This is a genomic window from Cytobacillus purgationiresistens, assembly GCF_030813235.1.
GTDB classification, from domain to species: Bacteria; Bacillota; Bacilli; order Bacillales; family Cytobacillaceae; genus Cytobacillus; species Cytobacillus purgationiresistens.
This window is the reverse complement of sequence record NZ_JAUSUB010000011.1, coordinates 17,499-29,912: the sequence shown is the minus strand read 5'-3', so window position 1 is coordinate 29,912 and position 12,414 is coordinate 17,499. Positions and strand designations below refer to the sequence as shown.

The window sequence follows — 12,414 nt, the reverse complement described above, 5'->3', positions numbered from 1 at the left end:
TTTAAACAATTATACTTCTAAACAGGACAATAAGTGATTGACTGCACTTAACAAAAAAGGAGAAAAAGTATCTCATCATTATATCGAAATTCTCTTAAACCTTTCTGTTCACGAAGTACATCATATAGGCAAAGGTACTTGGAATAGAGCCAATATCTCCGAACGTAACTTGCAATTTTTTCAACATACGTGGCAGGTTAGTTCAAGAAGTACAAGAATAAGTATCAATTCTTGTTCTTCTTGATAAATTTAGTTTGTTATGTGAGAAATAGTAATCATTATTTAGGTTCTTCTAAGGCTAATCGAAGACCAAATACAATAAATATAGCTCCTGTGAGTCCGTCTATGGCTTTCTTAACAGCTTCCTTTTTCATCCAAGCTCGTACAAGGTCAATAATATAAATAAACAAACCAAACCAAGCAAACTTAATAAACAGATAAACTACCCCAAGCATGACAAAGGTAAAGAATGTATCTGTTTGTGGATTAACGAATTGAGGGAAAAATGTCAAGAAAAAGACAGCTACTTTAGGGTTTAGAATATTGGCTGAAAAACCTTGTAACATCAAGGATTTTCGATTATCTTGTACACCGTCCGGTAGTTCTTCTAACTCCGCTTTTAATGTATTATTCCGTTGCCTTATGGACAATAAAGCTTTTATCCCTAAATAAATAAGATAAGCTGCTCCAACATATTTAAAAATGGTAAAGACAATTGCTGATTGCATAATAATAGCAGATAATCCAACAATGGCTGCTATAGTATGTACAGAGATAGCAAGTAGTGTACCCATTAAGGTTTTAAATCCACCGCTTTTTTTATGAACAATCGTATTCCTTGTAATAACTGCTGTATCTGGTCCAGGAACGATTATTAATAGAAAACTTGTAATAGAAAACAACAAAATATTTGTTAGCATAGTACCCTCCTAATTATTTTTTTGTCTGTTTTCAATTATACAGAAACATACAGAAACAAGGAATTTCGTTATTGAACTAACGGGGCGTTAGTTTAAGAAGAATTAAATAACTTTTTTTTTGATTTTTGATTACAAACACATTTAATTGGATGTAAATTAAACAAATTTAAAGAGCCTTACTACAATAAATGAACTGTACCCCATAATATGGACAGTTTAATAAAAGAGCCTATGCTGCTAACAGATGACCCCGATATTGTGACGGGGTCATCTTATTTAATCCCCACTGATACCGATAATTATTGTACTCATCGATATATGAATTGACTAACTGTTTTAATTCTCTAAAACTAGTACAATCTTTATAATCTACCTCATCTTTAAAATGACCAAAGAATGATTCCATTGGAGCGTTATCCCAACAATTTCCCTTACGAGACATTGATTGAGCAATCCCCAACTTCTTTACTTTTGCTTGAAAGAGGGGATGAGTATAATGGAAACCTTGGTCTGAATGAAGAAGCGCTTCCGGGTGAAAATCATTCTGAGTTGTTTCTTTAAGTCTCTCTAATGTTTTAAAAACGATATTCATTTCTAATGAAGTGGACAAATAATTGGCCAATATTTCATTTGTACTACCGTCTTTAACACAGGATAAATAGGCTTTCCGCCCATTTGCATAGTGAAGATACGTAATATCCGTTAATGACACTTTTCCAGGCTCCACTTGATTAAACTCACGGTTTAGTAAGTTAGGGCACGTAAGATGTTCCTGAGTAGCTTTAGCCATCTTTTTATAAGGATTTGACCTTCTAACCTTTGTGATCAGTTGGTATTTACGCATTAATCTTCGAATTTTCTTATGATTCATTACTACAAGATAATCGTTCTCTAAGATCATTTTGATTTGTAAAGCTCCCACTTTTTGCTTTTTCTGTTCGAATATATACTGAATAAGTTCAATATCCGATTCATCCTGCTCTTCACGGTGTTGACGATTGTCGGCAGCCTTTAACCAAGCGTAGTATCCGCTTCTCCTTACGCTAGCTAACTCACAAAGATAACTTACGGAGTTCTTTAATTGGTGTTGACGAACGGTATGTTCAATTAGTTGATATTTCTCTGAAGGTATTAGTACCGTTTTTTCTTCAACGCCTGCCTCTCTAGTTCTTCTAACTTTTTTAAGAAGTCATTCTCTACTTCTAAGAATTTAATTCTTGCCTCAGCCTTTTTAAGCTTTTCTTCAACGGATAGGTCCTTTGAGGATGGACGTCCAGTACTTGCTTTTCCTCGCCTTTCATTTTGTAAACCTACTTCGCCGAACTTCTCGTAAGTCTTTCTCCAACGTTGTACATCGTTTAGGTTGATTTTTACCGATAAACTCAAGGTTAAAACCATGTTCAATAAAGATTTGAGAAGGTAATTTACCTTTTTGGTACTCCAGAACAGCCTTTGTTTTAAAGTCTGGCTGGTAAGTGATTGAACGTTCTGAGACACGTAATACGTTAGGGTTTTTCTCTAATTCTTTTATGTGATATTCCGAAATTAAATTCTTACTCATGTAAATCCTCCGCCCACAATATGTAAAGTGATTAATAAGTTATTTAATTTTAATATGAAAATATAAGAGCCTTGCTACATTTTATTGTAGTAAGGCTCTTTAAAGTTGTTTTAATTTCTATCCTTTTAATGGTGTTTGTACTTAAAAATCAATAATAAAGTTGTTTAATTCTTATTCAACTAAAGCCCCTGTTAGTTTAAGTGAAACTATTCACAAGACATTCAACACTTCTCACACAAATTCCTACCTGGTATAATTCTAATTCAACTGATACCTTAGTTATTAGAATTTATATTCGGTCATTGTATCTTGTAATACAATACTTGACATTTTTAAATATGTGTATTATATTTTTCAACAAGAATAAATCACAAATCTAATTAGGCTATGATAAGGACATGAATCATTGGTACATTTTCTTGATAGAGAACAGGGTCATCGGCTGAAAGCCCTGAAGAAAAACGAATGATTTACCACCTTGGAGCTATTATAGGGAAATGTATCATTCAAAGTATCTATAATCGGTAAATCCGTTATCTTTTTTGAGCATAAAGCATTCTTAATTGTGTTTTATGGAATCAGGGTGGAATCACGACCACACTCGTCCCTATTATTGGGATGAGTGTGGTCTTTTTTTTATACAAAATTAAATAGTTAGGCGTTGAAAAGGACATGAATCATTCTTCGTTTTCTTATCAGAGAACAGGGTCATTGGCTGGAAGCCCTGAAGAAAAGTGAATGATTTACCACCTTGGAGCTATTATAGGGAAATGTATATTCAAAGTATCTATAATCGGTAAATCCGTTATCTTTTTTGAGCATAAAGCATTCTTAATTGTGTTTTATGGAATCAGGGTGGAATCACGACCACACTCGTCCCTATTATTGGGATGAGTGTGGTCTTTTTTAATACAACTTAAAATCAGGAGGAATAAAAATGTCTAATCAACTGGAAGCAGAAAAAAGAAATCATCGAAAGCTAGGTCAAGAGTTAGAACTGTTCACTTCAATGGATGAGGCTCCAGGAATGCCTTTTTTCTTACCAAATGGAATGATGATTCGGAATGAACTTGAAAATTTATGGAGAAAGAAACATAAAAAGGCAGGCTATCAAGAAATTAAAACACCCATTATGTTGAAACAGGAACTTTGGGAACAATCAGGTCATTGGAATCATTATCATGAAAATATGTATTTTTCCAATGTGGATGAACAAAATTATGCCATTAAGCCAATGAACTGTCCTGGTGCTATATTAATTTTCAACAGCAAACGAAGAAGCTATCGAGAATTACCTATCCGTTTTGCAGAACTTGGATTAGTTCACAGACATGAACTTTCGGGTTCTTTAAATGGACTTTTAAGAGTGCGTTCCTTTACTCAAGACGATGCACATTTATTTGTTCGAGTTGACCAGATTGAGTCCGAAATTGATAAAGTTCTTGAGTTAGTAGATGAGTTTTACTCCCACTTTGGTTTTGAATATAAAGTAGAGCTTTCTACGAGACCAGAAGAGTACATGGGTTCCGAAGAAATCTGGGGTAAAGCTGAATTAGCGTTGGAATCTGTTTTGAAGAGTAAAGGAGTTAATTACCAGATTAATCCTGGTGATGGGGCATTTTATGGTCCGAAAATAGATTTTCATATTTTAGATTCACTTGGAAGAAGCTGGCAATGCGGTACAGTCCAATTGGATTTTCAAATGCCTCAAAAGTTTAATTGTGCTTATGTAGGTGAAGATAATAAACTTCATCTTCCCGTTTTGATTCATAGAGCCATCTATGGTTCCGTAGAGCGTTTTATGGCAATTTTAATTGAACATTTTGCTGGGGAGTTTCCACTTTGGCTGGCACCTGTTCAAGCAAAAATAATACCTATTTCTGATTCACACGCAGTTTTTGCAAATGAAGTGAAATCCCAATTGGAATCAGCAGGATTGCGTGTGGAAGTCGATTATAGGGCTGAGAAGATGGGATTGAAGATTAGAGAAGCTGAAAAACAAAAGATTCCTTACATGCTTGTTATCGGTGATAAAGAGATGGAGAACCAATCCTTGGCGTTAAGAAAGCGAAAAGAGGGAAACCTTGGTGTGATGAGTATACAAGAAACAATTGAACGGTTCATTAAAGAAATTAACAGTAGTAGATAAACTCCATTCAAAGCCCGAAAGGATTATATTCCTTTTGGGCTTTCCCTTAAAAGTACCCCAAAGATTGGAATACCTTGTTGAACTATCCTGCTCCGTTAGTTCTATAAGAATTAAACAACTTTATTATTTTTCAAAGGACTTTATTGTAAAGTAAACAACTTTATTATCTCTGCACACAATAATTAATTCTTTTATTATAAACGGGTTTTCTTTATAGGAACATAGAAAAACCCGAATAATGGACACTTTTTCTTTAGTGTCCATTATTCGGGGTATAGTTCAAAAATGTAGCAAGGCTCTTATATTTTTATATCTAAATTAAATAACTTTATTATCACTTTACACCTCCAGCCTGATGGCTAAAGGGGTCTTCCAGATTAGTTAGCTATTTTTTGGTTTTCTAATGCTACTGAAACTGGGATGTATTCGTAACCTAAATCTTTGGCAACTGCTTCATAAGTGATGCTTCCGCCTACAACGTTCACACCTAGCTTTAATGCAGCGTTTTCTTCAACTGCCAGGGTGACACCTTTGTTTGCAATTTGAAGCGCATAAGGGATTGTTACGTTTGTGAGAGCCATTGTTGATGTTCTAGGAACGGCACCAGGCATATTTGCTACTGCATAGTGAACGACTCCGTGCTTAATGTATGTTGGGTCATCATGTGTCGTTACATGATCAACTGTTTCTAAAATTCCACCTTGGTCTACTGCAACGTCAATGACAACAGAACCTGGTTTCATTGATTGGACCATTTCTTCTGTTACTAGCTTAGGTGCTTTTGCTCCTGGAATCAGAACGGCACCAATGACAAGGTCTGCTTCTTTTACAGCTTGTGCAATGTTAAACGGATTGGACATCAACGTTTGAATGCTGTTACCGAAAATATCATCAAGCTGACGAAGTCTTTCAGGGCTTAAGTCGATGATCGTCACATCTGCGCCTAGGCCAATTGCCATTTTCGCAGCGTTAATTCCTACCACACCGCCGCCGACGATTGTTACTTTCCCACGAGAAACACCTGGAACACCAGCTAATAAGATTCCTAGGCCACCGTTTGTTTTTTGTAGAAATTGTGCGCCTACTTGTGAAGCCATTCTTCCTGCCACTTCACTCATAGGAGTAAGCAAAGGAAGTGTCCGATTCAATTCAACAGTTTCATAAGCGATGGCTGTTACGCCTTTTTCCACAAGGGCTTGTGCCAATTCAGGCTCTGCTGCTAAGTGAAGATATGTGAATAAGACTAAGCCTTTTCGGAAATATCCGTACTCAGACGGAAGAGGTTCTTTTACCTTCATGACCATTCCTGCAGCCCATGCTTCTTTAGCTGTATCTACAATTTTAGCCCCTGATTGCTGATAGTCTGCGTTTTCAAAGCCGCTTCCTACACCCGCATTTGTTTCAATTAGGACTTCGTGTCCAGCTTTTACAAGTGCATCAACACCTGCTGGCGTCATAGCTACACGATTTTCATTGTTTTTAATTTCTTTAGGTACCCCGATGATCATCAGTATTCCCCTTTCACCCATCATTTTTAATCTTATTCTCAGTATAATAATAGAAATCTGAATTGACATTGTGTATATATGAAAAATAAAAAAGCATCGTTTGTAGAATTTCACAAACGATGCTTTCTATTCATAAATTTTCTCATTTTCAGATCTAAATATAATGATAATTTTTGATGAGTGCTCTTCAAATCTGTTTCTCCTATATCTGTAATCCTTTTAAGACGATAATTTAATGTGTTCACATGGATATGCAGTTTTTTGGCTGCTTCATTTACATTACTATCATGACTGATGAAACTTTCAAGTGTATTTAATAAGTCCGTTTTATGCTCAAGGTCATATTTAATCAGTTTTTTAATGGTTGGATGTTCGTATTCATTACTTTTTTTCTTCTCAAGTAATTCTTCCAAATATCTAAAAATACCTAATTGGTTATACGTATGGATCTCTGTCATCTCTTCCGGGAATTTGGATTTCAGTCGCACCACTTCCAGACTTTCAGAGTAGCGCTCTTCGACATGCTCCAACCGTTCAGATAAACCGCTGCTTGCTCCGATGATTTGATGAATTTGAAACCTTGTTTTCATTTGATCAATAAAGAATAGGATAAAATCCGCTATTGTTTTCTCTGTTCCTTGTGACTCAGAAGGTGACGCTAGTATAATAAATTCATTACCCATCGCAGCGTAGAAGGTGATATTTAACTTTTGGCTTGTAGTAATTAAATATACGATGCTTTGTTCTGTTTGAACATCGATGTCTTCTAAAAATCGAAACACAATAACAGTAAAATTAGCAGGCGGCTTAATATTCAATTCTTCAAGTTTTTCAATGATTTCTTCATGGTTAGGATATCTTCCCGTTAACAGTTGCCAGAAAAACCCCTGATAACTTTCTTCTCTTTTTTTCTTTTGTCTATTTAATTTTAACAACTCAGTTCTTGCAGTTTGAGCTGCTAATTTTAATAAATTCATTTCATCTTCAGAAAGTGATTTATCTCTTTCCACTGCCCATATGTACCCGAGCACTTCATTTTGATTGCGAATGGATATTGCCACTCTGTTCCCTAAACCAATTTCTTTAATTTCAGGAATTTTTAGAGGCTCCCCACTTTTCATGAGCTGCGGAATGGCATTTGCTTTCCAAAGGCTATTGATTACCTTTTCTGGCACCTTCCTGCTTATAATTGTTGCAATTCTGGCCGCGTCAGTCTGATCATCATGGGTACTGTAGGCAAGAAGTCTATGATTTGCATCCTCAACAGTTACCGGACACTCAAGGACATCTCTAATTTTATCGACGAGATTTTCTAAACTATCAAATGGTCGTTTAAACGGATCTTTACCTTTATTCACCCATCAAGCCCTCCCATATAACTGAACTCCCCTAAAACCGAAACCACTAAATTAACTCACCCTAACCTTCCCTCCATTATATCCGAAAAGCGCAGATAGCTCTAGCGTGAAAATGTCGAAAATTGTCGGTGACAGTCACCTACATTTTTCGACATTTTTAATTTTGGGAATTGGTGGACTTCTTTGATTTGCTTGATGTTATTTTTAGATAATTTTACAATAGAAAATATTCTTATAAATTTACTGGGTGGATGTACATTAAATTTTATTGTATTTTAATTTACATTCTTTTTCGAACGAGAAGCGAATTTAGCGTGTAGGTGCTGAACTCTTTCTAAGTCTTGATTTTCAGCTATTTGCAAAGTCGTTTTGCTATTGAGTTTTTCATTATTACCTATGTTACTAGACAAGTATAAATGTCCACATGTAAGACAGAGAGGGGAAACAGCATGGATTTGATGGCACTGCTGGATAAGATTAACGGAATCCTTTGGGGAACACCGAGCTTAATCTTATTATTTGGCACTGGGTTACTTCTAACGTTCTTATTAAAAGGAAGGACCTTTACTAAACTATTTTATGCATTCAAACTAGCGTTTACTAAAGAGGGCAAAGCTTCTTCTACTGATGAAGGAGATGTCAGTAACTTTAAAGCCTTAATGACCGCTTTAGCTGCTACCATCGGAAACGGTAACATCGCAGGAGTTGCAACAGCTATTACCCTTGGTGGACCTGGCGCGATTTTCTGGATGTGGATCGTTGGGCTGCTTGGTATGGCAACCAAATACTCTGAGGCTTTATTAGCAATGAAGTATCGTGTCAAGAACTCAAAAGGTGAATACTCCAGTGGGCCTATGTACTATATAGAGCATGGGCTGGGAAGAAAATTCAAATGGCTAGCTGTTGCATTTGCGATATTTGGTGCATTTGCAGCACTTGGCATAGGAAATAGCGTGCAATCCAATACCATTGCACAAGTAGCTAAGGATTCGTTTGGTATCAATAATATTGTAACTGGTATCGTTCTGGCAGTATTAGCCGGATTAATTATATTTGGTGGCCTGCAAAGAATCAGTTCAGTTGCTGGATTCTTTGTACCTCTCATGGCTTTATTATATGTCGGAGGAGCACTGATCATATTAGGAATCAATTTTGATCAAATTATCCCTGCCTTTCAAACGATATTCTATTATGCTTTTAACCCAGTAGCTGCTACAGGCGGATTCGTTGGTATCGTTGTTTCTGAAGCAATCAAGAACGGGGTATCCAGAGGAATATTTTCAAATGAAGCTGGTTTGGGTACGGCTGCTCTCATTGCTGGAAATGCCAAAACAGATCACTCTGTTAAGCAAGCATTAGTAGCTATGACAGGCACATTCATTGTGACGATTATTGTCTGTACTATGACTGGGTTAGTGTTGATTATTACTGGTTTTTGGGACAACACTGGCGGATTAATTTCCGGGGTCGCGCATGATGGCTCACTTGATGGCGGTGCGTTGACAAGCGCCGCATTTGCACACGTTCTCGGAACAGTTGGGGAATACATTGTTGCATTCTCAGTTATATTCTTCGGTTTTTCAACCATTGTCGGCTGGTATGTGTACGGTGAAAAATGCTTTGAATATCTTGCTGGAACGAAAGGGATTATGGGATACCGTTCCGTGTATATAATCGCATGTGCAATCGGAGCTATGGTAAACCTATCTTCTGTATGGGCCTTTGCAGATATGGCGAACGCATTAATGATGATTCCGAATTTAATTGCTCTGATTTTATTAAGAAAAGTTGTAGTTAAAGATACAAATGAATTCTTTGAAAATCATTATAAGATAGCAAAATAATAAATCTCAGGTCAGACTGTAGACATTTCATTGTCCGCAGTCTTTTTCTAAAGAAAATAATGTATGAAATCCCCAATTGGAAAAATGTCTAGCGCAAGCGTCCGATCGCCTATCAAATTTTAGGTCTCCTCACTTAAGATAAGTCAACATCGGTTCGCTCACCGTGTTTCCTTTTTCGATAGAACAAGCCCTTCTGCGTTAGTACGGCGAAAAAAATCAAGGCGCTTGCGCATTTCTTATTGCAAAGAGTGATCACAGCGTTTTTCTTATATCCATAGATTTTTCCCAACAATATTTTTATAAATTTTATAATGAAATAAAAACTCATTACAGCGCAATTCCTCATCCTCATTAAATGCATAGGCGGATAAAAAGGCATCCAGAATTTCCTCATCCTGAGAGGACCATTGATAAGCCATCCATATTTTATATTTTAACTTTTCATAAAGGATACTGTAGCCTGCGTCTTCAAATACCGCTTCCATCTGTGCTTCAGTCATCTGTATCATCCTTATCGCTTTTCCAATCATTCTGTACATGATGGAACCATCTTATTCCTCCAATAATTCTGCACATAATTTGTAAAATAACCACTTTCTTTGCCGAAGAAATACTTGTTTTGTCAACTACACAGGATTTTTTATTTTCAGGAAGAATCTACTTAAATAAGAACCATTAAGGAGGAGATCGCTGTGAATACTGGAGCTGTTGCAAAGCTTTTAGGTGTTTCGCAAAGCACAATCCAACGCTGGGTCAAACAACTTAAGCTTGAGACTGAACGGAATGAGCTTGGACACTATTTATTTACGAAAGAGGATATTTTTCTTCTTAAACAAGTACACGAACAATTGAACCGAGGTGTACTTCTTCAAAATGTAGAAATTGAAGGGAAAAGAAAAGCAAGAAAAGGAGTTCCAGCTTCAACTCAGCCTGGGATGGATTTTACAAGATTGCTTGCAAGAATGGATGACTTTGAACAGCGGTTAAACGCCAAAGCTGATGACGTCACTTCCTATCAGCTGCTCCACCATCGTAGTGAAATAGAGGAGCTGCAGGAAGAAATCGTTAAACTAAATCAACGAGTGATAGCGTTAGAAAAAAAGCAAGAACAACCTCCTGCCGTTCATTCCCCGGATAATCTATTGATATTTGACCAAGAGACACCTAGAAAAAGAATGAAAAAGAAAAACATCCTCACCATGCTGTTCGGATTTTAATTACCCATTTAATAAAAAAAGCCGTTGCAGCCAATAAGGAGCAACGGCAAATATATTTTTTTGAAGTTATAAAATCATCGATGCGATCCAACCGAAAAAAATAACCGGGATATTATAGTGAAGAAAGGTTGGCACACAAGTGTCCCAAATATGATTATGCTGTCCGTCTGCATTCAATCCTGCAGTTGGTCCAAGTGTGCTATCTGATGCCGGTGAACCTGCATCGCCAATTGCTGCGGAAGCGCCAACAAGGGCAATAGTTGCTATTGGACTGAAACCTAATTCCATACATAACGGTACAAATATAGTTGTGATGATAGGAATGGTTGAAAAGGAAGATCCAATCCCCATCGTCACCAATAGACCGACCAACAGCATGAGCAGTGCTCCCAATGATTGATTTTTTCCTATAACACCTGCCACATCTTCTACCAATAATGAAACATCCCCAGTTTCTTTTAAAACATCACCAAAGCCAAATGCTGCGAGCATAACAAACCCGATAAAGGCCATCATTTTCATGCCATCTGTCAGTAGCTGGTCCGCTTCTTTTAGTTTCACCGATCCACTTACATAAACAACGATAATCCCTGCAACTGCTCCCATAATCATTGAATCCAATCTGATTTGCACAAATAAAGCAACGATAATGGCAATAAAGGAGAAGATAATCCCTACTTTAGAATACTCACCCTTTTGAACAATCGCGCTTTCCGTTTGTTCATATTTTCTAGGCTTTCTGTAAGAGATAAAAATAGCAATAATTAACCCTACTAACATGCCCACAGAAGGAAGAATCATTGCAGCCGGAATGTCCGCAGCGCTTACCGCCAATCCGCTCCTTGTCATATTATCTGCTAATAACTGCTGAAAAATCTTGCCGAACCCTGCAGGAATTAACATATAAGGCGTGACCAATCCAAAGGTAAGGACAGCAGCAATCAGCCTTCTATCAATCATCAATTCATTCATCACTTTTAATAAAGGAGGGATGAGAATCGGAATGAATGCAATATGGATTGGAATGATATTTTGTGAGAAACAGGCCATGATCAGAATAGCCAATACGATAAGTGTTTTAGAAAGGACCTGCTTTCTCGAATCTCCTTCTTTACCCACTTTACTAATAATTAATTCTACTAAAAGATTAGGTAAGCCCGTAGAAGAAATAGCTATCGCAAAACCACCCAATAATGCATAGCTTAATGCAACCTCCGCACTCCCACCTAAACCATTTGTAAACACTTCTATCGTACGTTCAATACCTAGCCCGCCCGTCAAGCCGCCAACTAAAGCGCCGATGACTAAAGACAATACAACGTTTATTCGCATTAAGCTAAGTATAAGCATGACAAAAACTGCAATGATTACTGAATTCATAATGAAAAACCTCTCTCTGATGATTAAAAAGTACTATGTGATCTTACATTTACTTTATTTCACTAAAATGGTAGAGTGATAAAATATGAATATAAAATTATCACATTTTCATTCGGTTTGTCAACCTTCTGCGCTCTACCATAGTAAAGTGTTTTTCAGAAGAGGTCTGGCTTTTCGCTTAAGTGAGAGAGGGGAACTTTATATTGAGGTAGAGTAGTATTCCGCTTTACTGGACTTTCTTCCCTCTTTTTTCTGAAGATAGAGCAGTATTTGGATTTCACTGGACTTTCCTTTTCCTTTTTATCATTAGGTTGATAAGTATTTGACTTTTACGCAAAATCGCATGATATAGGCAGAAGTGAATTTATAGAGATGGCAAATTGACCATTGCATCGAATACAAAAAAAATAGCCTCTTTCAACTAAGGGGCTATCTTAAAATTTTTAAAAAAGCTTGTTGAGGAAAGGTTTTCTCTCA

The 12,414-nt window shown here is 36.7% G+C and carries 8 protein-coding genes, 1 pseudogene and 2 other annotated features; of the genes and pseudogenes, 3 read left to right on the top strand and 6 right to left on the bottom strand.

Features of this window, described 5'->3' with window-relative positions:
* Positions 1-278 precede the first annotated feature (278 nt).
* Both J2S17_RS13435 and J2S17_RS13430 read right to left on the bottom strand, forming a co-directional pair.
* The gene (locus tag J2S17_RS13435) at positions 279-920 is read right to left on the bottom strand and encodes a LysE family translocator (RefSeq protein ID WP_307475645.1); all 642 of its coding nucleotides are present in this window, start codon (positions 918-920) and stop codon (positions 279-281) included.
* Between the two features lie 229 nt (positions 921-1,149).
* Positions 1,150-2,481 (bottom strand): annotated as a pseudogene (locus J2S17_RS13430) (IS3 family transposase).
* A 378-nt stretch (positions 2,482-2,859) separates the two neighbouring features.
* Positions 2,860-3,093 (top strand) — a binding site (T-box leader).
* Positions 3,094-3,133: 40 nt separating this feature from the next.
* Positions 3,134-3,365: a binding site (T-box leader), on the top strand.
* 53 nt (positions 3,366-3,418) lie between these two features.
* Between J2S17_RS13430 and thrS the strand changes: the two are divergent.
* Entirely contained in the window at positions 3,419-4,630 is a 1,212-nt protein-coding gene (gene thrS, locus J2S17_RS13425; RefSeq protein ID WP_307475643.1) for a threonine--tRNA ligase, read from the top strand.
* Positions 4,631-5,007: 377 nt separating this feature from the next.
* Here the strand turns inward: thrS and ald are convergent, their stop codons facing one another.
* Together ald and J2S17_RS13415 are read right to left on the bottom strand one after the other, a co-directional pair.
* Positions 5,008-6,138 carry an alanine dehydrogenase gene (gene ald / locus J2S17_RS13420; protein ID WP_307475642.1) on the bottom strand — a complete coding sequence of 377 codons (1,131 nt, stop codon included), beginning with the start codon at positions 6,136-6,138 and terminating at the stop codon, positions 5,008-5,010.
* Between the two features lie 110 nt (positions 6,139-6,248).
* The gene (locus J2S17_RS13415; protein WP_307475640.1) at positions 6,249-7,496 is read right to left on the bottom strand and encodes a helix-turn-helix domain-containing protein; all 1,248 of its coding nucleotides are present in this window, start codon (positions 7,494-7,496) and stop codon (positions 6,249-6,251) included.
* Between the two features lie 449 nt (positions 7,497-7,945).
* On the opposite strand from J2S17_RS13415, the gene J2S17_RS13410 reads away from it, so the two are divergent.
* Positions 7,946-9,340: an alanine/glycine:cation symporter family protein gene (locus tag J2S17_RS13410; RefSeq protein WP_307475638.1), complete on the top strand. Its 1,395-nt coding sequence runs from the start codon at positions 7,946-7,948 to the stop codon at positions 9,338-9,340.
* A 266-nt stretch (positions 9,341-9,606) separates the two neighbouring features.
* Here J2S17_RS13410 and J2S17_RS13405 read toward each other — a convergent pair whose 3' ends face one another.
* A complete protein-coding gene (locus J2S17_RS13405) occupies positions 9,607-9,879 on the bottom strand; it encodes a hypothetical protein (protein ID WP_307475637.1) in 273 nt (90 codons plus the stop codon).
* A gap of 153 nt (positions 9,880-10,032) precedes the next feature.
* Between J2S17_RS13405 and J2S17_RS13400 the strand changes: the two genes are divergently transcribed.
* Positions 10,033-10,557: a MerR family transcriptional regulator gene (locus J2S17_RS13400; RefSeq protein ID WP_307475635.1), complete on the top strand. Its 525-nt coding sequence runs from the start codon at positions 10,033-10,035 to the stop codon at positions 10,555-10,557.
* Between the two features lie 66 nt (positions 10,558-10,623).
* Here J2S17_RS13400 and J2S17_RS13395 read toward each other — a convergent pair whose 3' ends face one another.
* Positions 10,624-11,937: a Na+/H+ antiporter family protein gene (locus J2S17_RS13395; RefSeq protein ID WP_307475633.1), complete on the bottom strand. Its 1,314-nt coding sequence runs from the start codon at positions 11,935-11,937 to the stop codon at positions 10,624-10,626.
* Positions 11,938-12,414 lie beyond the last annotated feature (477 nt).

Excerpts from the sequence above, each read along its gene's own strand:
- J2S17_RS13435 (WP_307475645.1), bottom strand. The coding sequence starts at position 920 with ATGCTAACAAATATTTTGTTGTTTTCTATTACAAGTTTTCTATTAATA.
- J2S17_RS13395 (WP_307475633.1), bottom strand. The coding sequence starts at position 11,937 with ATGAATTCAGTAATCATTGCAGTTTTTGTCATGCTTATACTTAGCTTA.
- J2S17_RS13410 (WP_307475638.1), top strand. The coding sequence starts at position 7,946 with ATGGATTTGATGGCACTGCTGGATAAGATTAACGGAATCCTTTGGGGA.
- thrS (WP_307475643.1), top strand. The coding sequence starts at position 3,419 with ATGTCTAATCAACTGGAAGCAGAAAAAAGAAATCATCGAAAGCTAGGT.
- J2S17_RS13405 (WP_307475637.1), bottom strand. The coding sequence starts at position 9,879 with ATGTACAGAATGATTGGAAAAGCGATAAGGATGATACAGATGACTGAA.
- ald (WP_307475642.1), bottom strand. The coding sequence starts at position 6,138 with ATGATCATCGGGGTACCTAAAGAAATTAAAAACAATGAAAATCGTGTA.